Source organism: Nocardia tengchongensis (genome assembly GCF_054781395.1).
Window position 1 is genome coordinate 136,585 of record NZ_BAAGUM010000020.1, and the last position, 22,677, is coordinate 159,261.

General features: G+C 66.9%; 22 protein-coding genes and 2 pseudogenes. 8 read left to right on the forward strand and 16 right to left on the reverse strand.

Translation table 11 applies throughout. The features are described from left to right. Positions 1-201: 201 nt before the first annotated feature. Positions 202-432, forward strand: a complete 231-nt coding sequence (locus ACYVKL_RS37680; RefSeq protein WP_379172616.1) for a hypothetical protein — start codon at positions 202-204, stop codon at positions 430-432. A gap of 252 nt (positions 433-684) precedes the next feature. On the opposite strand, the pseudogene ACYVKL_RS37685 reads toward ACYVKL_RS37680, so the two are convergent. Both ACYVKL_RS37685 and ACYVKL_RS37690 read right to left on the reverse strand, forming a co-directional pair. Next, positions 685-1,047 (reverse strand): annotated as a pseudogene (locus ACYVKL_RS37685) (hypothetical protein); the annotation flags it as partial. Next, positions 984-1,394: pseudogene (locus ACYVKL_RS37690) on the reverse strand (acetaldehyde dehydrogenase (acetylating)); the annotation flags it as partial. The pseudogenes ACYVKL_RS37690 and ACYVKL_RS37685, both read right to left, overlap by 64 nt. 161 nt (positions 1,395-1,555) lie before the next feature. On the opposite strand from ACYVKL_RS37690, the gene ACYVKL_RS37695 reads away from it, so the two are divergent. Next, positions 1,556-1,843, forward strand: coding sequence for a hypothetical protein (locus ACYVKL_RS37695; RefSeq protein WP_379172620.1), 288 nt, complete (start codon positions 1,556-1,558; stop codon positions 1,841-1,843). A 121-nt stretch (positions 1,844-1,964) separates the two neighbouring features. Further along, positions 1,965-2,369 carry a helix-turn-helix domain-containing protein gene (locus tag ACYVKL_RS37700; protein ID WP_379172663.1) on the forward strand — a complete coding sequence of 135 codons (405 nt, stop codon included), beginning with the start codon at positions 1,965-1,967 and terminating at the stop codon, positions 2,367-2,369. Positions 2,370-3,133: 764 nt separating this feature from the next. On the opposite strand, the gene ACYVKL_RS37705 is transcribed toward ACYVKL_RS37700, so the two are convergent. Beyond that, a complete protein-coding gene (locus tag ACYVKL_RS37705; RefSeq protein ID WP_379172622.1) occupies positions 3,134-3,523 on the reverse strand; it encodes a DUF3224 domain-containing protein in 390 nt (129 codons plus the stop codon). Positions 3,524-3,615: 92 nt separating this feature from the next. Between ACYVKL_RS37705 and ACYVKL_RS37710 the strand changes: the two genes are divergently transcribed. Then, on the forward strand, positions 3,616-3,798 hold the full coding sequence (locus ACYVKL_RS37710) for a hypothetical protein (protein WP_379172624.1): 183 nt from the start codon (positions 3,616-3,618) through the stop codon (positions 3,796-3,798). Positions 3,799-4,147: 349 nt separating this feature from the next. On the opposite strand, the gene ACYVKL_RS37715 is transcribed toward ACYVKL_RS37710, so the two are convergent. The 9 genes from ACYVKL_RS37715 to ACYVKL_RS37755 form a co-directional block, all read right to left on the reverse strand. Further along, entirely contained in the window at positions 4,148-6,190 is a 2,043-nt protein-coding gene (locus tag ACYVKL_RS37715) for a UvrD-helicase domain-containing protein (RefSeq protein WP_379172627.1), read from the reverse strand. After that, positions 6,187-8,064: an ATP-dependent nuclease gene (locus ACYVKL_RS37720; protein ID WP_379172629.1), complete on the reverse strand. Its 1,878-nt coding sequence runs from the start codon at positions 8,062-8,064 to the stop codon at positions 6,187-6,189. The genes ACYVKL_RS37715 and ACYVKL_RS37720 overlap by 4 nt, the downstream gene beginning before the upstream one ends. A 206-nt stretch (positions 8,065-8,270) precedes the next feature. Then, on the reverse strand, positions 8,271-9,149 hold the full coding sequence (locus ACYVKL_RS37725) for a hypothetical protein (protein WP_379172631.1): 879 nt from the start codon (positions 9,147-9,149) through the stop codon (positions 8,271-8,273). Continuing rightward, complete coding sequence (locus ACYVKL_RS37730) at positions 9,146-10,354, reverse strand: tyrosine-type recombinase/integrase (protein ID WP_379172634.1); 1,209 nt, start codon at positions 10,352-10,354, stop codon at positions 9,146-9,148. Before ACYVKL_RS37730 ends, ACYVKL_RS37725 begins: the two co-directional genes overlap by 4 nt. After that, on the reverse strand, positions 10,351-11,133 hold the full coding sequence (locus tag ACYVKL_RS37735) for a hypothetical protein (RefSeq protein WP_379172636.1): 783 nt from the start codon (positions 11,131-11,133) through the stop codon (positions 10,351-10,353). The genes ACYVKL_RS37730 and ACYVKL_RS37735 overlap by 4 nt, the downstream gene beginning before the upstream one ends. A gap of 108 nt (positions 11,134-11,241) precedes the next feature. Then, the gene (locus tag ACYVKL_RS37740) at positions 11,242-11,493 is read right to left on the reverse strand and encodes a hypothetical protein (protein ID WP_379172638.1); all 252 of its coding nucleotides are present in this window, start codon (positions 11,491-11,493) and stop codon (positions 11,242-11,244) included. Then, entirely contained in the window at positions 11,490-11,837 is a 348-nt protein-coding gene (locus ACYVKL_RS37745; RefSeq protein ID WP_379172640.1) for a hypothetical protein, read from the reverse strand. The genes ACYVKL_RS37740 and ACYVKL_RS37745 overlap by 4 nt, the downstream gene beginning before the upstream one ends. Before the next feature lie 510 nt (positions 11,838-12,347). After that, positions 12,348-13,205 (reverse strand): isocitrate lyase/PEP mutase family protein, encoded by an 858-nt coding sequence (locus tag ACYVKL_RS37750; RefSeq protein WP_379172643.1) that lies wholly within the window; start codon positions 13,203-13,205, stop codon positions 12,348-12,350. Positions 13,206-14,303: 1,098 nt separating this feature from the next. After that, positions 14,304-15,056: an MspA family porin gene (locus ACYVKL_RS37755; protein ID WP_379172645.1), complete on the reverse strand. Its 753-nt coding sequence runs from the start codon at positions 15,054-15,056 to the stop codon at positions 14,304-14,306. Between the two features lie 380 nt (positions 15,057-15,436). On the opposite strand from ACYVKL_RS37755, the gene ACYVKL_RS37760 reads away from it, so the two are divergent. Beyond that, positions 15,437-16,675 (forward strand): COG4705 family protein, encoded by a 1,239-nt coding sequence (locus ACYVKL_RS37760; protein WP_379172094.1) that lies wholly within the window; start codon positions 15,437-15,439, stop codon positions 16,673-16,675. 158 nt (positions 16,676-16,833) lie between these two features. Further along, positions 16,834-18,189, forward strand: coding sequence for a TIGR03118 family protein (locus ACYVKL_RS37765; RefSeq protein ID WP_379172096.1), 1,356 nt, complete (start codon positions 16,834-16,836; stop codon positions 18,187-18,189). A 308-nt stretch (positions 18,190-18,497) separates the two neighbouring features. Here ACYVKL_RS37765 and ACYVKL_RS37770 read toward each other — a convergent pair whose 3' ends face one another. Together ACYVKL_RS37770 and ACYVKL_RS37775 are read right to left on the reverse strand one after the other, a co-directional pair. Next, a complete protein-coding gene (locus tag ACYVKL_RS37770) occupies positions 18,498-19,292 on the reverse strand; it encodes a COG4705 family protein (RefSeq protein WP_379172098.1) in 795 nt (264 codons plus the stop codon). 88 nt (positions 19,293-19,380) lie between these two features. Then, a complete protein-coding gene (locus tag ACYVKL_RS37775) occupies positions 19,381-19,989 on the reverse strand; it encodes a DedA family protein (RefSeq protein ID WP_379172100.1) in 609 nt (202 codons plus the stop codon). Positions 19,990-20,171: 182 nt separating this feature from the next. On the opposite strand from ACYVKL_RS37775, the gene ACYVKL_RS37780 reads away from it, so the two are divergent. Together ACYVKL_RS37780 and ACYVKL_RS37785 are read left to right on the forward strand one after the other, a co-directional pair. Then, a complete protein-coding gene (locus ACYVKL_RS37780; protein ID WP_379172647.1) occupies positions 20,172-20,726 on the forward strand; it encodes a Chromate resistance protein ChrB in 555 nt (184 codons plus the stop codon). 11 nt (positions 20,727-20,737) lie between these two features. After that, positions 20,738-21,370: a phosphatase PAP2 family protein gene (locus ACYVKL_RS37785; protein ID WP_379172103.1), complete on the forward strand. Its 633-nt coding sequence runs from the start codon at positions 20,738-20,740 to the stop codon at positions 21,368-21,370. A gap of 427 nt (positions 21,371-21,797) precedes the next feature. On the opposite strand, the gene ACYVKL_RS37790 is transcribed toward ACYVKL_RS37785, so the two are convergent. Beyond that, positions 21,798-22,016, reverse strand: a complete 219-nt coding sequence (locus tag ACYVKL_RS37790) for a hypothetical protein (protein ID WP_379172105.1) — start codon at positions 22,014-22,016, stop codon at positions 21,798-21,800. After that, complete coding sequence (locus tag ACYVKL_RS37795) at positions 22,003-22,677, reverse strand: hypothetical protein (RefSeq protein ID WP_379172108.1); 675 nt, start codon at positions 22,675-22,677, stop codon at positions 22,003-22,005. Before ACYVKL_RS37795 ends, ACYVKL_RS37790 begins: the two co-directional genes overlap by 14 nt.

The window sequence follows — 22,677 nt, forward strand, 5'->3', positions numbered from 1 at the left end:
TCCAGCCCCAAACATGTTGGGCCTCTGACAATTCCAGATCTATCATAAGCCGAAGAGAGTTCCCTGTCGGGCTATCCGCCGCTATTTCAATTTCACTCATCTTGCCCCCGTTATCGGCGGCCCCAAATGTTGGGGCTATCGGTGCCCGTGGCCGGGGTTTCATACTGGCTCCCGTCAAGATCAAGAACGATGGAGTCGCAGATGAATTCGAAGAAGACCCTCGCCACGTTCGCCGTGTCCGCGGCGCTGCTCGCACCCGCTGCCGCGCTGGCTGCTCCCGCCCAGGCTGATGCGCCCGCGCCGACTGGGGCCCAGGCCGTGGATGGCACCGCCACCGGCTCCTCCAGCGGGTCCTACTCAGTCGCCAACAACCTGGTCTGCATCCTCTTCCACACCAGCCTCAACGGTTCGGTGGGCGTCCCGTTCTGCTGACGGCCGCTGGCCGGGACCGTGTGCCAGCACGTCTATCTGCTTCAGTGACCCGTACCGTCTCGGCACCGCTTACCGTGCTCGGGGCACAACAGTTTGTTTGGGAAGGTGGCAACAAACGTGATCGGTACGCGGGCGAAGCTCGATGAACTGGCCAAGATCCTGGAGATGGCCGCGGAGCCGGCCGGTGAGGCCGGTATGGCCAAGCGGGCGTCGAAGGGCAGGTGACGATCAACGATTGGGGCCCGCCCACTCGGCGGTAGCTTCGGCGTGGCGCAGGAAGTTGGAGTACACCCCGGCGTAGCCGAGGGTGAGCGCTTCCCTGTCCGCCCGGACCGGTCGGTCCTGCAGCGGACGGACAAGATCGTCGGCGGCGTCCTGCAGGGCGAAGACATAGCCTCCGTGCACCCATTCAAGCAGGTCCGCGGAGGCTATGAATGCCTCGATCGGGGTGTTCGCGGCGTCGGGGCGGTGTCGCGCGAGCGAGGCGTCGACGCGGATGGCGCCGTGCTCGACGACGGTGAGGGAGTTGGCCACCGACAGCAAGAGGTCCTCGTGGGGTGGGCCTCTTGTTTGAGCCGATAGCCGGGCACGTAGGCCGCGACCTGCTCGACCATCGTCGCGATCGATGCCCGGATCCGTTCGCGGCTGCCGGGATCGGCGGCATCCACCAGGCAATAGACCGTGTCGCGCATGATCAGCGGCGGTTCGGCCGGATTGAGGATGATCACCGCTTTTCCGCGCTCGGCCCCGCCGGCGGCTCGGATCGCGTGCGAGGTGGTCTCGGTGAATTCGTCGATATTGGCCCGCGTGCCCGGACCCGCGGAGCGGGACGCGATCGAGGCGACGATCTCGGCGTACATCACGCGCGTCACCCGCGAGACAGCGGCCACGATCGGGATGGTGGCCTGGCCACCACAGGTCACCATGTTCATGTTCGGGGCGTCGAGGTGATCGTCGGCGTCGCGCTCGGCCCGTGCACCGGCAATGTCATCGCCTATGAAGCTGTGCGGGAATGGATTACCGGTCTCGGATTCGCCGAACTCGTCCCGCGCCGGATCGAGGAATTCCGCAGTCGGGGCCCCAATGATGGAACGGTGGTGCTGCCGCGAATGAAAGGAACGAAGTGCTCTCGATAAGCAAGTGGCGCAATGCGCTGACCAGGTTCGTGATCGCTGGCGGGATCGCCACCGGACTACTCACCGCCCTGTCGGTTCCAGCGACCGCGGAGCCCACGACAGAGGTCGCGCCGGCCGATCCACAGACGTACAACTTCGCCGACTGTTATCGGCCAGAACTCAAGGACGACAAGGCTTTCCAGGACTGGTGCACCGGTGTTCGCTGGGCCAACGACCCTGCCAACCCTGCCAACCCGAACAGCCCACTCAATCCCAACAACATGAGCCACCACTAGCACTGAGGTGCCCTAAGGCTGCGTTCCTCAATGATCGTGTAACTTGTTGCTGCTCTTGGTGGTTCGGGCGTGGTCGAGGTGGGTTCTACCGAAGGTGTTGGTTGCGTGGACCGCGCATAATGTGTTGGAAGAGCGCAAGATTCGAAAACTGGCCGCAGCTCGGCAGGCGCCTGGAGATTGGATCCGGCGGGCGCGGATGATCACGGTGAGTTGGGATGGCAAGTCGACCGCGCAGATCGCGGGCGAGCTGGAATGTCATCGACAGACGGTGCGAGAACGACTGCACCGGTTCAACACTCACCGACTGGAAGGGCTGGGAGACCGGGCCGGGTCAGGGCGGCAAGCCGCGGCTGACCAAGGCCGAGCGCAACCGCACTGTGGCCTCGGTCGCCACAACGCCGCCAGGGCGTCTGATGCAGCAATCCGACGGTGGGCTGCACGCCGAGAAAGACGCGGCAGCCTCGTGCTGGACGCTGGATTCCCTGACCGATGTCCTGCGCGCCGAAGGCATCGTCGTAGGACGTAGTCAGGTTCGCAGAATCCTTGTCGCAGAGGGCGTTCGATGGCGTCGGCCACGGTCGTGGACGACGAGCAAGGATCCCTACTTCGTCCCAAAAGAACCCACATCGTCGGTCTCTACACGCAGCCACCCGAAAGTGCCACGGTAGTCTGCGCCGACGAGCTGGGCCCGGTGTCGCCTCGTACCTTCGACCCGGGGGTTGAGGTCCAAGTCCGCGGAATCCGGCGCTAAGGAACCACGGGTCGCTGTTCACATTGTGCGGCAATGACTTTCAGCAGTGTTGTCCTGTGGCATCGATCTTCCTGCGCGGGTCGAGATCTCGACACCGGCGTTGACCCCTGCCGGATCGCCACACGACGGGCCAGCAACGGCATACGGAATCGACGACGCCGGCGAGGGGCGGGCATGGTCCTTCCCTCGATTGGATGCGGCCTTCCCGTGCCTGGAGGGCGGTTCGACGAGGGAGCCGAGGACAATGAGGTCGCGTGAGGATCGCAACGAGCCTGCTCGGGCGGAACGGGGCACCAATGTGTTCGAGCGGCCATGAATGAGCACCGGCCTGACAGACTCTCGATCGAATCTGCCCGCCAGCTCCAGCGACACCTACCAGCCGAGATCACACCAGGACTGACCCACAGCGAATTCGACCCATCGAATCCCGCTACAACTTTCGATAGTGGCGCAACTGGCCGGAATCCGGCGCTAAGCCCGTAGAGGGATTCCTCACCTGTTTGAGACCGGTTGACCTTGTACGGTGAGGCGGGCATGTGTCAGTCCAGCGTGTACTCCAAAACGTAGGAGTGGCTACCGTCGGACTGAATCTCGAAGGCACCCGTGATCCCCGCGAGGTCACCGGAACCTGTTCCCTGGACCACGCGGATCGCGATCTGCTCACCACGGCTACCGGGCGCGCTGTGCTGGAGGACAAAGGAGCCCTTGCGGCCGTTGAGTTCACCCGTGAATCGCTCCACGGCGACATAGGCGGCGGGACTGCCCTCGATGCCGGCGACCGACAGCATGTGCACGGTGCTGGAGCCAACCAGGCCGCCCTGGAAGGTCTTGGTGATCCGCACACGGCCAAGCGCGGCGCCCAGGCCTTCGTCGAGCACCTCCGGTTCGAATGATGTGAGGTCCAACGTTCCACTGGCCTTCGTGCTCATTCCGCACCCCTCGAATCTTGATCGTCTGTATCGCGCAGCAGCCTTGCACACAGCACCGACAATCCCTGACGGACCTCGAAGGAGGTACAGCGATGTCGAAGTCCAGAGGCAACAGCGGCAGCCACGCCAGCGGCGGCAAGATGACCGCCAGCAGGGCCCCCGCGATCCAGAGCGCCGGTGCCCGCAATCCGAGCAGCGCCACGGCGACATCCGGGTTCGCCAGCCGGGCCCAATCCGCGGCCGCGACCAATGCCAGCAGATCCGGCAAGAAATAGCAACAGCCACAACCACTTTCGTGATGCCTCGGGTCTACGCTCCGGGGCATCGCTGCGTTAGCGCCGGATTCCGGCCGGTTGCGCCACTACCCCCGGGTACACCTCAGCACCGCAACCGCAACCGATACGGAATCCGTCAGATTGAAGCCGGGTTTCCGAATGCCCGGGGGCCGCAACACGTGCTTGTCAGGTCTGTTGTACCCAGGGCTGCCGAAGACTTCTGCGAGGCACTCACACCCGGTACCATGATCACCGAACCCGCCCCACCCCCTTCGGGGCGGGCTCCCATATCTGCTGCGGTCATGGACCCGCCTGGCCTCCGAGGGATCAACCGGGCGGGGTCAGCTGGTCAACTTCGTTGGATCTTCGGTAATCCAGTCCGGGACCCCCGGTTGTCTGCTCGATTTCCGCCCTGGTGGGGCTGCGGCTCAGACCCCATGATCAGGTTTGCATCGACCGCTGGAGGCGGAGTACTCGACCCGGCGCTTTGAGGGGTGAGGTCGTGGACGGCCCAGTCGCTGGAGGCGAAGAAGTCCAGGTATGGCGCTGCTCGATCTCGGTCGACCGCGAATGCGAGCAGCTGGGTGGGTCGTGTTGCGCCGACAAATACCAGTTGGGCAATCTCCTGCACGGTACGGGTTGCGCTGTTGAGGTCCCCGTTTGTTGCAAGCAGTCGCAGCACCTCGTGGACGTCGTAGTTCTTTCCGCTGCGGTTCAGGCATTCCAGAATCAGGGTCGCGGTATGAGTTTCGCCTTTGGCACTGTGGATGGACCCGAGTTCACTGTGCACCGTCTCCGCTGCGGCTTCCTGGTGGCCCGCAGCCGTCGGGGAGCTACCTGGTAGCGGTGCGACGTAGTGCGCGAGTTCGCCCAACGTGATCGGAACTGAACCGGCTTTACTCAAGAGCTCTGACAGCGAGCCGGTCATGCGCTTCATCAGACGGTCCCAGCTGATTTCGTCGTCGTTCGGGTCGGTTAGGACGTCCAGGAGCAGGGCCCTCGCGCTGGCGCCCGGAGTCCCGGGGTTTCTGCTCAGGGAGCGCAGTGTCGGCAGGGCTTCATTCGTGGCGGACTTGGTGGCTGTTCTCACCGCCTCCCACAGGAGGTCGACTGCGGTGTGGCTTGCACCGGAGCGCCATTGTTCCCGTGCTGCGCGCGCGGTGATGAGCAGTGAGGCTTGTCGACCGTCTGGGATGGTCGCGGCGTATCCCGGTACGTAGCAGGCAAGGGATTGCGGGAACGCTTTCGACGTGCCGGGTCGCACGCGTGCGGCGAGGACTCGTGGCGGATGCTGCTGGAGCATCGGGAGCGGGACGACCTCTGCTGCGATCCGTTCGAAGGCAGGCACGACCTGGGTCACCGAGTTTTCGTCGTAGAGCAGGACCGCGATCGTTCCGGCGGGACCCGCGCCGCGGATGTGCTGGCGGCGGTGGACTGTGAGTGAGCTGGCGAATTCAGCGATGGAGCTGCCGAAGCGGCGGCTGACGGGTAGTTCCAGAGAGTCCGGGCGCGGGAACGAGGACGCGGTCGTGGCGGTGGCGGCGTCGGTGAAGATTCGCTGATTGATGTCACCGACGCGTTGCACGATGGTCGAAGGGTCGCCGAAGACCTGGTTCAGCAGATTCTGTTGTAGCGCGCTCGTGTCCTGCATTTCATCGATCAGGACGAAGGGGAAGCGGTGTGCGACTGCCCGGCCCAGGGCCGGGCACCGGGAGAGGTGGAGTTCGGCCAGCGCGAACATGTCCGCGTAGCGGAAGATACCCTGGCGTGCCATGAGACGCTTCAGCTTCGTGAACTGTTCGTAACTCTTGGTGTCAGGCCCGAAGGGCAGCTCCCGCGAGGACCGCACTTCCAGCTGCCCCGACTCGAAACTGAACTCGGCCGCGCCGACCACGTCGTCACCGAATCTCTGTCGGCCGAGATAGCTCTTCAACGCTCCGAATTGCTGATCGCTAGCGAGGACGCGTTTGGCCCGGTCCGCGTACACATCGTTGTCGACGGTCTGGACTTGGATGTCAATCCCGCGCAGATGCGGCGACGCGAGGAACGTGCTGGTGAACGACTGGATCGTGCCGATGAAATGGGGGTAGCGCTGCAACCGAGCACCGGCAGGGGAACTACTGATTCGGGCGATGATCTCGTCCTTGGCGGTATTGGTGTGCGAGAGCACGCAAATACCGCGGGTCGTGCTTGTCCAGTGTTCGGCGAGCATCAGGAGTTTGAGTCCGACCAGGCTGGTCTTCCCCGAGCCCGGTGCTGCCTGCAAGTCCAGCGTGTCGACACTCTGGAGAAAGTCCCATTGCTGCCGGTCGGAGAGCTGAAGGTTCAGTTCGGAGGCGCGTGCTCGAATGCGTTCATGGGTGAGGGCATCGGTGTGGTTGGGGGTCGTCAACGTCGGGCCCCCGCGCGCAGGTGGGCGAAGGCCTGGACCAGGTAGTCGGGCAACTGTTCCTGCGTGATGGGAGTGGTCCCGAGCAGACGTGCGGCGTGCTGTGCGGCGATCGGCTTGCTCGCTTTCTTCATGCGCAGCGGCCTGTAGATGTCGATCGCGGCGGTCTCCAACGGTTTCCCGTCGTCGCGCCACTGCGTAACTTCCTTGGCCGCGGCCGTGTCGGACTGCGCGAGGGCGTCCTCGCCGGGCCAGGCCGACTTCGATGCGATCGCCGCCTGCACCGCTTGATGCATCAGTGTCGCCATTTCCCAGGATGCGGCGGCGAGATCGTATTCGAGGGTCCAGTGGTCGGAAACGAAGGTTTTGACGTTGCCGCGGTCGTCGGCGGTCAGGTTCTCGACATGCCGGATGATCTCCTCCGGTTGCATCTCTTTTACGCATTTCAACTGGCGCCGCATGTCGTCGGGTGTCCCCTCAGGCACGAGATCACGGTCACGGATACAGGCGACTGCCACGGGGATCTGCTTGCCGTCGCGTTGAAAGATGCGGCTGTAGCGGAACAAGCCAACCGTCGCGACGTTCACAACGGTGACGCCGCACTCGTTGAACGAAGCCCCCGTCGCCTCAGCCAATGCGGGTAGAAGAATCGCCTCGGCGTCACCCTCCACGATCGCAACAGCGCGGGCGAAAAACAGGCCTGCCTTGGTGACATCGAGGAAACGGGTCAGAAACTCGTAGTCGCCGGCGTCCAGGCGGGTCAGGTCCGGGGCGAGCCGGAAGGTGTGCCCCTTGGCCACGAGGGTCAAATGCTCCACCGGGATCGCAGAAGCCAGGTTCGGGCTATGGGTGGTCAGGAGAACCTGAACCGGAGCGGTCGAGCGCTTGCTGCCCTTGTCGATTTGGGCGCGCTTGCGCAACAGGTCCATGATCCGGGCCTGCAGTTGCGGGTGCAGATGTGCTTCGGGCTCCTCGATCAGCAGCAAGGGGGCGATGTCGCTGTTGCCGAGCAATAGCAGTTCGGCGGCCATGAACAGGGCATTGTTGTACCCCAGTCCTCGCCGAGTCCACTCACCTGTTTCCGGGGCCAACGCCAATTCCAACCGCTCCAGAGCCCGGGCCAGAGTGGCGTCCCCGGACACCGTGACCTGGCCCCGCAAGTTGTCCGAGCCGATCGCGAATTCGCTCAGATAATCGGTGTTGATGTCGTCGAGTGCCGTCGCCACCGAACTGTTCCTGGCCAGATGGTGCTCGGCACGACGGAGGATCCCTACCAGAGTGCTCGCGGTATCGGCCTCTTCATCAAAGTCGTTCACTTCCTCGGCGATCATGGCTGGGTAGCCGGCGAGGATTTGAGAGAGCCGTGATCCTCGGCCCGAACGCAATTCGGCTTCCGCGTCCCGCAGCGGACGTAGGTAAGTCGCCTTGAGCAACTCCCGTGCCGCGCCGTCGAGCGCCGGACCGCTGCCGTCGGATCCGGTCCGGGTAGTGACCGAGATGCGCTGTGGCCGCGGCGGGTCCATTGCTTCGGCGTGGACGGTGACAAAAAGGCTGGCCGTGCCCTTGCGGTCGGTCGTGACGAACTCGAGAAAGGTCGCCTGCTCCTCCACGGTGAGGTCGGTGAAGCCGCAGGTAATGGTGAAGGCTTTCGCCCTGCCTTTCGGGCCGACGTGAAAGTCGTCCCGGGTGACCCGGTAATAGTCCGCGGCGGTGGTGAGCAGGCAGATCCGGATCGCATCAATTATCGCGGACTTACCACTGTCGTTCTCGCCCACCAGGACGTTCGTTCCCCGATCGAGCTCCAGATTCAGGCGACTGTCTTCGACACCGTGTTCCCCGGGGCCTGTTCCGAAGATCCGGAAGTTTTCAGCACGCACGCACGACAAATACAACGCCGCTCCCTGTCACCAGCTCTGCGCTGTGCGCAGGCATTCGCAACCGCCCACCGAAATGCGGCTTAGAAAGATGTTACGAGCCGCCGGGTTTCGCCCCGTAGTAGGGATTTGATCATGGCACGATATGTCATTCGTGAGACGGACACCGCCTTTGAGATTGGTGCGGCAAAGTCGCGGGCCGCGCGCCGCTAGATGCCGTAGCGGGCGGCGATCCCGCGCTCGTACCAGTCGGTGTCGAGGTCCGGGCCGGCGCCCGGCACGGGTGGGGCCAACAGGTGGGCGGTGGCGATCTCGGCGACGGCATCGGGCGCCAGCGGCTCGAGTTCGTCGATGTAGCCGTGCGCCAGGCCGCGCTCGTCGAATCCGCACAGCAGCGGTTGCCTGGCGTACCAGTCGGGGAACTGCTGCGGCACATACACTTCCGCCTCTGTGTCGTCCGTGCGTGCGGCGGCCTCGCCGATGTCGGCGAGGAGTCGCTCGAGGGCGATATGGCCGGTGGCGGCCGGGGCGTGGGTGGCGATGGTGGCCCAGCGGGAGAACACGCGCACCGGGCAGGCCGAGGTGCCGGTGGCGGGCATGACCAGCAGCGGTTGCGCACCCACGGTGACGGCCCGCGCGGTGAGGGTGATCTCGGCCTGGGTCAGGGCCGAGATCTGGTGCCAGGACAGTCCTTCGGTGGCCGGCAGCAGGATGACCGCGTCGCGGCGGTCGGTCAGTGCGTCGGGCCAGCCGGTGACCGGCAGCCGCGTGATGATCATGTCCGCGTGCGCACGCAGGCCCGACAGGCGTTGCGCGCGGCCGGGATTGAGCGCGCGGCGTACCGCTTCGGCGGCACCCGGAATCGGCAGTCGCTTGGCCTTGTGGGCGGCGTTGAGGGCGCTGACGCGGCCGCGCTGGGTGGCCGGGGTGCCCGGGATCTCGGCGAGGTAGGCCAGCACGGTGTCGGCGGTGGTGGGCAGCGCGGGCAGTTCCGCGGCCGCCGCCCAGCATACGAACTGCCGCCACTCCCGTGCCTGCTTACCCCGCAGGCCCGGAATCCGCACCGGGGCAACCGATATGCCGGTCACAGCCCGGTGTCGACGTCGGCGCTGCGTTGGGCGCGGCGGCGGTCGTAGCGCAGGGAGGTTTCGGGGCGCTTGTGTCCGAGCAGCGCCATGACCTCCTCGACGGTGGCGCCGTCGTCGAACAGCTGGGTGGCGACACCGGCGCGCAGGCTGTGCCCGCGGCGGGGCCCGATCCCGGCGGCGAGAGCGCGCTGGCGGACGACGGTGTCCACCGAACGGCCGGACAGGGCGGTGTCGGGAGCGTGGGGAAGCCCGCCGTTGGCCACGGGCCGGAACAGATACGCGCGTGCCCGGCCGGCCAGCCACGTAACCCCGTCGCAGCAGTGTTCGACGGGATCGCCGGCGTCGCGGCGCAGCAGCCGTTGCACGGCGATGGACACCGCAGCGGTGACGGCGCCGGCGTCGTCTCCGCGGGCGGTGGCGGCGGCATCGTCGGCGGCGTTGAGCACCGCGATCCAGCGGGCCAGCGCGCACCAGGTGCAGTACCGGCCGTCGCGGGCGCTGCGCGGCCGGTAGACGTATTCGGTGCTGTCCTGGTGGGTTTTGCCGCCGCGCAACCGGATTCGCAGTCGCGGCTGGCGGTCGGGGTTGTCGTCGACGATGTTCAGGTCGCCGAGCCTGAGGCCGGCGGCTTCGCCGCGGCGGCGGCCGAAGTCGTAGGTGAGCAGGATCAGCGCGATGTCGCGGCGCGCGGCGACCTGCCGGCGCCAGGTGCCCGCTCCGGCCCGGGCGGCGTCGACCATGGCCTCGATGTCGGCGGCCACCGCGGCCGGGGCCCGGTTGTCGGTTTCCCCCGCCTCGACGCGGGACTTGTTGATGCCCCGGCGCACGGTGCGGGCGCGGGCGTCCATGGTCGGATCCGGGAGTCCGGCCTGGGCGTGCTTCCACGCGATCGCGGCGCGCAGCACCTCGAGCGAGCTTCGCGACGCCGGGCGGTTGGGGTCGTCGGCTGCGGTGACCAGGAACCGGTTGATGACGCGGGTGCTCGCCGGCAGCGCAGTGTAGCCGTGCTCGTCGCACCACCGGTCGAAGCGGTTCCACGCCCAGGTGTAGGTGCGCACCGTGTTGTCGGCGTCGGCGGCCGCGGCGTAGGCGGCGACCCGGGCGTCGAGCTCGTCGTCCTCCGGCTCCGCAACGTCGGGCACCACGTGTAGCGGTGGGCCCTCGGCGCGCCGATGACCTCGCCGGGCGGCGGTGGGCCGGTTCATCGGTCGAGTTCCCGGTGCAGCTCCTCGAGCCACCGCAGGGTTTCGGGGTGACCGGCTTCGATTTCGGCGCGGCCGTCGCGGTACCCGAAAAGGTCGGCGGCGAGGGTGCCCAGCACGGTGGCGGTCGTTTCGCCCATCGAGGTGAGCTCGTCGTGATCCCGCAGCAGGTAGGCGACCTGCGCGACCTCCCCGCTCGACCAGATGAGCCGGTAGTCGTCGAATCCGGATTCCCGGACCAGCCGCGCCCGCCGCAGCAGATCCTCGCGACGGGCGTCGCGCTCGTCGGGGCTGGGACGGCGCGCCTTGATCTGCTCCCAGCTCAGCGGCTCGTCGTCGTCCTGGTCGTCGCCGTCGAAGTGCAGGCCCTGGTCGAGCGTGGACGCCGCGATGGCCAGCTGCCGTTGCAGCGCGGCGAGGGCGGGCCCGGCGTCACGCAGGGCGCCCGCCGCCGTGGCGGCGTGGGTCTGCGCGGTCGTGCCGTCCGTGGCGCCGGTGCGCAGACGCGGGTCCGCGGCGACGGCGTCGGCCCAGCGGGCGAGCTGGCCGACCAGTTGCGGCATCTTGTCGACCGCGCCGGCGAAACGGCGGACCACCCGCGCGCCGTCGCCCGGTTCGGGCAGCGTGCGCAGCGGATTGCCGATGGTGGCGTGGTTGGCGTAGCGCAGCGCTTCGTCCAGGGCGGCCATCAGCTGGCCCAGCGCCTCGGCCGTGTAGGGGCCCTGCAGGGGCCAGGTGGTGTGGATGACGGCTTCGCCGTCGAGCGGGGTCGCGCGAGACATCGGCGGATCCTTCCCGAAGTGGTGGTTGCTGCTGTCGGGCGAGTTCGTGGTCGGGCCCGCGGGCGGTCCGGCTCGACGGCCACTCGCGGATGCCGGTGCTCGGAGCGGTCAGTCGCCGGGGTCGAGTCGGTTAACCTGGCGGCCGGTGAGTTCGGACAGCTGGGCGTCGCCGTCGTCCATGCTCATCGCGGCGCGCAGCGCCATGCCCTGCATCGTGTCGGCGAAGCGGGCGATATCAGCCTGCTCGTAGCCGTCGGCCTTGAACCCCAGCGCGGCCATCCGCTCGGCCAGCATCCGCACCTGCCCGGCCGTGCGGAACGCCAGCCGGGCCAGCTCCCCCACCTCCGCGTCGGTCCTCACGATCGCTCCCCTGCCCGCGACCCGCCCACTGCGGGCGAGGCGTTCCCATCGGTGGCGCCGCCGCCGGTCAGGGCCCGGTATGCGTCCTCGGTGAGCCGAGGGTGAGGATCGCCGGTCAGCAGCTCGTGGACGAAACCGCCGGCGGTGGCCGTGGGGTCCGCCTTGAGCGCGGCGTGCAGGCAGACGCGGGCCTGGGCGGCGAGCCACGCCGCCACCTCCGGCGATATGGTCAGCACCAGTTCCTTGTCCAGCACCAGGCGGACGGTGCCTGCATCCCAGCTGAGGCCCAGGACGCGCGGGTCCGGGCGGTCGAGATGCGGCGCGGTCTCTCCGGCGGCGCTCATGTGGTTCCCCCTCCAAGTTCTCTCTACTACATGCGGAGCCGACCCGTCACGTGACGGCCAGATCCCCCAGGGTGCGGCTGGTGTGGTGCAGCCGCACGCCGGGCTCCGGCGGTTCGGCCACGTCACCGGCAGAATCGTACCCGAAATCTGGCCTCTGACATGGACTTCGGTGCGTTTCCCTTCCGTTAATACGCCTTATCGGACGCTGACCTGAACTGGTTCCGAGAACTGGGTCCGTCAATCTGGATTGACGGTTGTCAGTTTTCGAAGTCGTCTTCAGTGATGTTCGAAGTGCTGTTCAGTGGCTCCGTCGCGTGCTTTTGGCTCGTACTCGGTCTTCAGCGCGGGAGTTGCGCGGTATGGCCGGGGGATTCGTCGCTGTCGGATCGGGGTGTTCTGACCGCGAGGGCGCAGTGTGGAGTGAGTGATCGGGCTGCCGCGCGGTTGGGGGACGCAGTCGTGCCGGTGCCGTGCGGCGAGCGGGCCGTCGCCGCAGCCTCGTCACCGTGCCTATGCGAGGTCGGTGCGCCGGTGGTGGCGGCGGGAGATGTTGGCCTCCAGCAGGGCAGTCGAGGAGGCCACATCGATATCGTGGGCGCCGATCTCGGGCAAGCGTCCATCCTCGGAACGCAGCTTCGCCAGTGCCTCGGTCATCGCCGCGTGCGCCGCGAACAGACACGGCGTGGAGTAGATCGCGGCATCGACTCCCAGTGCCCCGAGCTCGGTCAACGACAGCCGCGGCGAGAGCCCGCCGGCGATCTGGTTGAACAACAGCGGTTTCGCGCCGATCACGCCGCGGACCTGCCGGATCCGTTCCACGCTGCGCACACCGTCGACCAACACGGCATCGGCGTCGGTTGCGGCCAGTGCTTGCGCACGTCGCAGGATCTCGTCCTCGTCGGTGGCGTCGGTCCGCGCGACCACCACCAGGTCGGTGCGCGTGGCCAGCACCAGGTTCAGCTTTTCCAGATACTGCTCGAGCGGCAGGATCTGTTTACCCGCCACGTGGCCGCACCGGCGTGGACGCTGCTGATCTTCCAGGATCACCCCCGAGGCGCCGAGCATCTGCAACTGCTCGACCACGTGGCAGGCGACCTCCACGTCGGCGTATCCGTCGTCGATGTCGACCAGCAGATGCCGGTCCGGAAACGCCAGACGTAACCGCTGCACGAATCCGACCATGTCGGGCCAGGCGATGAACCCGATATCGGGCAGCCCGTAGTAAGAGGCGGCGAACCCGAAACCGGACACGAACATTCCTTCGAAATACTGCGCGGCGATCGATGCCGAATACATGTCGAAAATCCCGACCAACGGGGTCACCCCCGACCGGCCGATCTCCTCGCGCAACGCAGTGCCGTACCGCATGATCTCCTGCCTCCCGTCTGCGCAGGGAGCTCGGCCGGTGAGACCGGCCGCCTGTCACGATGGCTGAATCCGGTGGAACAGCTCGGCCTCGGCCTTGAGTGTGGCGATGCAGCAGCACGGACCCGGCGTCGCCAGCCTTGCGCTGGAGGGAACCGATACCTACACAGACTGCTCCTTCGCCGCTTAGAAGATGCTGAGAACGCATTCGACATTCTCGCCGCGGTGCCCGACGCGGTCGTCGAGTGCGGGGTTCGGCGCGGCCGAGCTGCTGTGCGCGGTGCGGGCGGCGGTTGGTCGTGCGCCTAGACTGAGCGAGGTCGACGAGGTGCTCGGGCTGCTGATGCTGGGCGACGTTAGTCGGGGGCAGCACCTGTCGAACAGGTGTCGCTGCGGACGTCGTGCTGACGCGGCTGCGCGGCCTCGCCGGCCCAGTGCGTGAGGTCGAGGACGAAGAGCGGCCGATTCTTCGACCACCACCTCGCCGACGATGTGGTGGTCGAGTTCCCCTACGGCCCGACCAGGCGTACCCGCCGCGTTCTCCGGCAAGGACTTGGCCTCGACCGCGGTAGCCGACGAGGAACGTGCCCTGGTCTCGGTGTCCGAGGATGCTCACCCGAGGCAATCATCCCGCGATCGTCTGTGGCCCGGTTGCCGGATGCGGTGACGGTAGGGCGGTAGCGTCGGAGTTGCCGCGTCCGATACGCGGCCGGTATCGCAGCCGATCCAGGGGTGAAGCCTCGCCCCGTCCGGGTGAGGCTTCACCCCACAGCACCATCGATCACCAGTCGCCGCCGCAAATGAGTTGGTGCGGCCGAGTATTCCCGACGCAGTAGGGGCCCTCGATGTGCATCGCGCAGTGGGGTCGGTCGGCGAAACCGCGGGCCGCGATCAGGGCGCGGACGCCGGCCACACCGAAGAATGTCACCGCCCTCATGTCGAGGATGGTCATTCGCCGACATCGACACTGCCGAACAGCGCCTTCTGAAACGCAGGGGCGCTCAGAATTCAGAATGTCGATCTCGCGCCAATGGTGCAGACGTGGGTGTTTGTCGAGTGTGTACCAAGTCCCTGCCGTAGGACTGGATCCGGTCGGGCTTTTCAGAAGGTGAACTGGTCGCCGTAGGCGGTGGTCTGCGCCATCCCTCTAGCGGTGGTCACCGTGACGGTGACGAAAGGGACCGCCGATACCGGAGAGGCGCATTGGGCGACCGTGAGCGAGGTGTCGCTGAACCTGATGCGATACGGGAAGGTCGTGTGGGTGTCCAGTCTGGCCGTCGCCGTCGTCGCTTTGGTGATCTGGCCGGGTCCCAAGTCTGCGGCCAGGACTTCGGACAAGCCCAGTATTCCGCCAATTGTGGGGTCGAGATCGAGGCTCACGCTGGGCGGGCCGGCCGGGACGCTCGGCGGGCTGGTCGAGGTGGGCACCGCGGTGACGCTCGGCGGGCTGACCGAGGCGCTGGGAGAGCTGATCGAGGGGGAAATACTGCCGACCAGCCCTTGATGCGGGTCGATCCCGACGGTGACACCGCCATCCACACTGATCCCGCAGCCCAGGATGAACCCCGCGACGGCCTGACCGGAGGTGATCTGGCCACCGTCCACGGTGACCGAGTAATCGCCCGACATCTGCACCGCATGGGAGAACGTCATGAGGAAGTTCGGTGTCCGATCACCGGGCGGGTTCGCCCCGACGCTGTCGACCGACGCCGTCAGATGAACTCCCCCGCCAGAGATATCCCCGCCGGGCGGCTGGGCGCGGCCGAGTTCGGCGCCACTGGCCCAGGGGCCCAGCATGGCCGGACTTGTCGCGACCGTAGCGGCGGCCACGGCAACGGTGAACGAACGTCGCATGCCTTGAGCCTTCCGGTCCGCGACGATCACAAGAACAAACCCACACGGGATACCGCTTGGCAAGCGTAAACGGTGGCACCGGCCAGGCGTCGCCACAGCAAGGCGTGTCCAAAAGCGCATCCGCGTCGGCCGCGCGGACATCGACACCGACCCGTGGCGACCGGAGAACAGGCTTCGCGGTTCGGGCCGTCTTCACCGGTGCCCATGCCGAGGTCGGTCGACGTCGACCTCGACCGACGAGAACGGTCGCGGTGGGAGCGACCCAGTCCCATGCCATCACCAGATTCCGCCCGCCGCACCAGGGATCGGTCCGGTTCTGTACTCCTCGTTCTCAGCGTCGCCACAGCGGGTGATCGCTACGGTGGTCTGCCGTGACGGATATGACGACATCCCAGCTCGGCGAGACCAAGCGCATGCTGAGCAAGGTGCCCGAGGTCACGGTGTGGTTCTGGGCCATCAAGATCCTGTGCACCACGGTGGGCGAGAGCTTCGCCGACTGGATCAACACCACCCTCGGCGTCGGCCTGAACCTCACCGCTGCGCTGTTCACGGTGGTGCTCGCGGCGGTGCTGGGCTGGCAGGTGCGGCTCAACCGGTACGTGCCGGTCGTCTACTGGCTCACCGTGGTCGTGCTCAGCGTCACCGGCACCCTGTACACCGACATCCTCACCGACAACCTCGACGTCCCACTGGCGTTGAGCACTTCAGTGTTCGCTGCGGTGTTGGCGGTCGTGTTCGGAGTCTGGTTCGCCCGCGAGCGGACGCTGTCGATCCACAGCATCGTCACCGCGGGGCGCGAAATGTTCTACTGGCTCGCCGTTCTGGTCACCTTCGCCCTCGGAACCGCCGCCGGTGACTGGACACTGGACGCCACCGGATGGGGACCGGGGACATCGGTGCTGCTGCCCGCCGGGCTCATCGCCGCGATAGCCATCGGCTGGCGGCTGGGCGCGAACGCCGTGTTGTCGTTCTGGCTCGCCTATATCCTGACCCGGCCACTGGGCGCGAACCTGGGCGACTGGTTCGCCTCCCCGCGCGTCGATCACGGCCTCGGCGTCGGCACCGCCGGCACCAGCGTCATCTTCCTGGCCGCCATCCTCGCCACCGTCGTCTTCCTCACCCGCACCCGCGCCGATGTCATCGACGCCGACCAGCGGCCTCGCACCGGGGCCCCGACCGGTAATCCCGCGCGGGAACGCATCATGCTCGGCTACTACGCGATCGTCGCGATCCTCGCGGGCACGCTACTGGTGTGGGCGGCCGGGCAGCCACATGCCGCGTCCGCCAACGAGGAGGACGGATCGCCCGCACCGGCCACCGCTGCCCCGGGCCAGGTGAGCGCGCACTTCCCGCTGGTGGAAGTCGCGAAGTTCCGCACGATCACCCAGGACACGCAGGCCCTGGTGCAGGCCGGCAAGCAGGCCGAGGCCAAGGCCCGGATCAAGGACCTCGAAACCGTGTGGGATCGCGACGAGGCGAGCTTGAAGCCCCTCGACGGGTCCGTGTGGAAGCTGCTCGACGGCCAGATCGACGAGGTGCTCCACGCGATCCGCGCCAGCCACCCCGACCCCGCAACCGAGACCCGGTCCCTGGCCACCCTGCTGGCCACACTCGGCTGACGCAACGACAACAGGCTCGCTGGTTCGGTCAGCCGATGGTGCACGGCATCACCAGGCCAGAGTCCGATTTAGGGTCCCCTAACGACACCGCCTATCCTTCCAGCTATGGTTAGCATCACCTAACGCCGCACCTGGGCGTTGAGCTGGAAGGACCTGGAATGAACGAACGCTCGAGCGGCATGCCGCCGATGCGCACGACCCTGCTGCGCGTGTCGGCGCTCGGCGCGGCGCTCGTGGTCGCGGCGGCCTGCGGCAGCACGAAGTCCGGCGATGGCGACGTGAAGGCGCTCGACGGAAATCATTACGCCCAGGTCAATATCGCTTCCAACAAGGCTGAGGACAAGGCGCAGTTCACCTTCCCCGACTTCATCAACGCCTGGGGCATCGCCGACCGCCCCAAGGGCGTGGGCGGGCACTTCTGGGTCGGCGCGGGCGGCAACTCCTACCAGTTCGTGGGTGACGTCACCGCCTCGCCGGATGCCAAGTACCAGAAGATGTTCCAGGATCCGCTCAAGCTGGTGAAGATCCCGGGCGCGGACTCGGTCCCCGACTCCGACGGCGACGACAGCGAGGGCAAGACCACTGGTGTCGTGTTCAACGGCGCGCCCATCACCTCCGATGTGTTCGTGGTGCGCGATCAGCCGGTCAGCTACGACGGCAAGGACGACAAGCTCACCGGCTCCGCGCGTTTCATCTTCGCCACCGACTCCGGCAAGATCTCCGGCTGGACCGAGCAGGGCGCGGCCGGCGCCATCGTGCGCCACGACGGCCCGGCCGTGCTCGAATACGACGGCACCGCCGCGGGCATGAAGTTCAAGGGCATCGCCCTGGACCCGTCCGGTGCCAAGCTGCTGGCCGCCGACTTCGGCAAGGACCCGCAGGTCCGCACCTTCGACAAGGACTGGAAGCTGGTGCCCACCACCGGTTTCGCCAACCCCTTCGCCACCGGCGACGCCATCGACCCCGCCGACGCCTCGAAGGGCAAGAAGGCCAAGATCGGCGATCCGGCGCCGTTCAATGTCGCTGCCGTCGGCGACCGCGTCTTCGTCACCTACGCCCTCACTCAGGCCGACTCCAACAACCCGGCCAAGTTCAAGTCCGGGGAAGAAGACAAGGCCGACAAGGACCAGGAGAACAACGCAGGCAACAAGGCCAAGAAGGGCCAGGTCGCCGAATTCGACAAGAACGGCAAGCTGGTTCGCACCCTCGAAGCCGACGGCCGCCTCAACGCGCCGTGGGCCGTCACCATCGCCCCGCAGGGCTTCGGCCCGCTGTCGGGCAAGTTGCTGGTCGGCAACTTCGGCGGCGCAGGCCACATCCTGGCCCTCGACGACGCCTCCGGCACGTTCGTCGACTACCTGCGCGACGCCGATGGCAAGCCCGCCGAGATCGAGGGCCTGTGGGGCCTGATGTTCGGTAACGGTGAGAGCCTCGGCGACGCCGACGCCCTCTACTTCACCGCGGGCCCCAACGACGAGAAGAACGGCCTGTTCGGCAGCCTGCGCCTGAAGTAGCCCGCACAGACAGAGGGTGAAGGCCCCGAGCCGTTGGCCGGGGCCTTCACCCCGTGTGCCGCAGCGGCAGGTGCGCATGTCGATCCCGATCCGGAGCACGCCAGCCAATTTAGGTTAGCCTACACTTCCTTACTGATCGGATTCGGGTGATACGGCATGAGGGGCGGTATCACCCGAATCCGACCGTTAGGACACCGCAGTACGGCCAGCGAGCCAGCAACTCGCCCAGCTGACATTGACATTGTCGAGTCCTACCTGAAGACGACTTCGCCCTGAAGGGGACGGTCGGAACGGAGTGAGATCACGAATCAACGGGCCTCTGTCCCGGCGGGTTCTCTGAACTCGGTTCTGGCCTGCCTGGCCAGTATGGCGATTCCGGTGAGCATCGGAAGCGTCACCGCCAGGGTCACCCAGCCGGTACCGAGTCCGAGCCCGTCGGCGTGGGAGGATGCCAGCCAGTCGGTTACCGATGCGCCCAGCGGCCGGGTCACCACATACGCCGACCAGAACGCGGCCACCGCGCCCAGGCCGAACCACCGGTGCGCGATGGCCGGGACAGCGATTGCCACGGCGAACAGACCCGCAGACGGGAGATAGCCCAGGTGCAGGGTCGCCGCGGTCAGATCACCGGCGACGGTGCCGAGCGCGAAGGTGGTCATCACCGTCGCCCAGTAGAACGCCTCCCGCCGCCGTGTCGTAATGCTGTGCACCGACAGGGTTTTCTCGCTGCGGTACCACCACGCGAGAATGCCCGCGAGGACCACCGCGAACAAGACCGTGGACGCCGGTAACGGAATGCCGACCACGAAATCCACGACGTCGGCGACCATGGTGCCCACCACGCTCACCATCACCACCGCGGTCCAGTAGGTCCACGCCCGATACCCGGGCGCGCGGAACTGCAGCCACAGGCTCGCGCTCAGCAACAGCACCCCGCCGCCCACCGCGAGCTCGGGCGCCACAGTATTGACGAGGAAATCGGAGAAGGTCTCTCCCATGCCGGTGGACAGGATCTTGATCACCCAGAACAACGCGGTGATCTCGGGAACTTTGGTCAGCGGCCCTCGCGTGGGCGAAACGGCAACTGTCGCACGGTTTGTCACGCACACAGCCTGTCAGGGCCACGCTGAGAAGCCGCTGTGAGGAACAGCGAACGGCCCCGTCCCTGTCGGACCATTGTGGGCGGCAGCCTCATTGAGGCTGCGAAGCGCGTCGCTGGCGACGGCGGACGACCACGACCGCGGCGACTATCGCGATGCCCGCCAATCCGGCGATCGCGTAGCTCGGCCCGCGGAGGGTGTCCTCGAGCTGCTGCCAGTTGGCGCCGACGGCGTAGCCCGCGACCGCGAGCGCCGCTGTCCACGGCAGGCACCCGGCCAGGGTGTAGAGACCGAATCGGGTGGCGGGCATCTCGGCGATTCCGGCCGGCAACGAAATGAAGGTACGGATACCGGGCAGCAGGCGTGCCCAGAACACCGATGCCGCGCCGCGCCGCTGGAACCAGTCGTGGGCGCGATCGATGTCATGGCTGCGCAGGAAGATGTAGCGGCCCCACCGGTGCAGGACGGGGCGGCCGCCGTAGCGGCCCGCCAGCCAGGCCAGGTAGCTGCCGATCACGTTGCCGGCGGTACCGGCAGCGATGACCGCGATCAGGTTCGGGTGCGCTCCGCTGACGGCACCGGCCGCCAACGCCCCGCCCAGCAACATGGTCACCTCCGACGGGATCGGAATGCAGGCCGATTCGGCGACCATGAGCAGCAAGATCGCGGACACGCCGTAGGTGACGATCAGATGCTGCACGATCGACCGCCGAGCAGCCGGGAATACGTGTTCACCACGCCACCCTCACAAACCGGCGCTGAGGACACGCTGAGGACCGGCACTCGCACACCACCCGGAGACACTCCCGGTCACACCACGACATGTAACAGCTACTACATGGCCGACAGTGACGGCAGGTATGGTCGCTGGCTGTGACATGGATGCTGGTGATCGTGCGGCTGGCCGGTGAGCCGTCGCGGCTACGGGTCGGTGTGTGGCGGGAGTTACGGCGAGTGGGTGCGGTGCCGCTGGCGCAGGGCGTGTGGGCGATGCCCGCGACACCGGTGTTCACCGCGGCGGTCGCCGCCGCGCGGGAGGTGGCGCGGCGCGGGGACGGGGAGCTGGTCTGTGTCGAGGTGACCGGCCGCGACGAGGACAGCGCGAACGCGCTGCGGGCGGCGTTCACGGCGGCGCGAGCCGAGGAATGGGCCGAATTCGTGGCCGACTGCGACAAATTCGACGCCGAAATCGGCAAGGAGATCGGCAAACAGAAATTCACCCTGGCCGAACTCGAGGAGGAAGAACAGAGCCTGGAGCGGCTGCGGCGCTGGTATCGCGATCTGAAACTGCGCGACGTGCTCGAACTGCCCCAGGCCCGCGAGGCCGAGCAGCGCCTCAAACAGTGCACCGAGGTCCTCGCCGACTACGCCGACCAGGTGTACCGGGCCATGCACGACCCCGCCCAGTCCGGCCCGGCCGACACGAACCAGGGATGAGGAAGGCCGTGATGATTTCCGCGACAAGCTATGCGCGCTGGTCGGACCCGGACCTGTTCGACGACATCAACACCTTCGCCCGCCGCACCGGATGGCTGCACACCCCGATGTACGACCTCACCACCTACGGCCCGATCCTGATCGGTGTTGCGCTGCTGGCCGGGTGGTGGATCGCCCGCTCCCGCAACGACACGCGCGCAGTCGCGGCGGCGGTGTGGGCGGGAGCGGCGACGCTGGCAGCGCTGGCGGTGAACCAGCCGATCGCGAACACCATCGCCGAACAACGGCCCTGCAACGACCGTCACGACATCCTCGTGCTCGTGCACTGCGCCTCGGACTACGGCTTCCCCTCCGACCACGCGGTGCTCGCCGGTGCCGCCGCGGCGGGCCTGCTGATCTACACCCGCCGACTCGGAGCGTTCGCTGCGGGATTCGCTGTGCTGCTGGCGTTCTCCCGCGTCTACACCGGCGCTCACTACCCAGGCGATGTGCTCGCTGGGCTCGTCCTCGGCGCTGCCGTCGCGGTGCTGGGCTGGTGGCTTGCGGCCCGTCCCCTCACCGCGGTGGTTGAGCGCATCGCCACCACCCCGCTGCGACCTCTGGTGACCGCAGCACCGAAGCAGCCGACCGGTACGAACACATGACCGATGGGCCGGGCTCCAGCTCGACAGCCGCCGTATCCGGTGTCGTTCCCGCCACCAGCACGGACGCGGCCGGAGAGAATACGGCCGCACCCGCACCCTGGGACCGACCCGCACGGCCGCAGCGGCAATCTCAGTCGTTCGCACCGGCACCTGCGTCAGATGTCAGATGCCGTGCCGGACACCGAACCTTCGGAGTCGCACGGTGCCGCGCCAGGGCCACCGATGGGTTGAGATCGGATGGCGAGGATGGGTAGCCCGTGTTCACTGAAGCCGATGGTGCGTAGCGGGTGAGACCGACCCATGACATCGGCCCCGGTCAAAGACCGGGGCCGATCATCGATTATGCACGCACCCAACATAATTGGGGCTCGGATCACGCAACACCTCCGGCCGGATCGGAGAGCACAGCGCTTGGGGTGTGTCGGGTTCAGCCGCCGAACCATTCGGTGGCGTCGGCGGGATCGGTCCAGAATCGCGGCACGGTCTTGATCTCGGTACCGCACCCCTCGGGGCAGGTGCGGATCTCCCATTCGAGGTCGTCGGTGAGCCGACCCGGCGGCCAGGACATGTACTCACCGTCACACGCACCCGGGCAGGGCAGAAACTCGCGGTATTTGATGTGTGTGCCGATTCTATTGCCGCTCATCGGGTTCCCCGTCGGCCGGGCGTGGGTGAGCAAGCAGCGAATCGTATTGCGCGACCGAGGGTTCGGGTCTGGTGTCCGGCGGCAGGTCCGGGACCGCGGTGACGGCGGGTGCGTTGCGGATGGCGAGAACCGGTACGCCGTGCTCACCGGCCATGCGGTCGACCCAACGGATGAACTCCAGTGCCGATCCGCCGAACATCCTGCGTACCCGGTCCTGGAACGCACGCACGTCGTGGCCGGGCAGGAAGTCGCGGGTCGAGATCTCGCCGCACCCGCATCCGCAGGGCCGTTCGCGGAACGCGGCCTCTTCCGGGAGGTCGCAGTAACCGACCGGGTTCTGGGAGGCGTTGACCACCGGATCCGGCTTCCCCATCCAGGCGTCGCGGACCGGGTGACCTTGCGCCAGCACTTCACCATCGACGGCGACGCGATCCTCATGGACGGACACACCGTGAATCTCGGCAACGGCACAAACCTGACCATCACCGATGATCAGGGCGAACTTCTCCCGGGAAAGCCGTTCCTTGTTTGCCTTCCATACGCCTCGGCCTGCCGCCCATGCCTCCTCTTCGGTCATACGCGGGAAGTAACCGACATGCTCACGCTGTAGCGGATCATCTGTAACAGGTGAGTAGTAACCGAGCTTGAACCGGACAGCCAT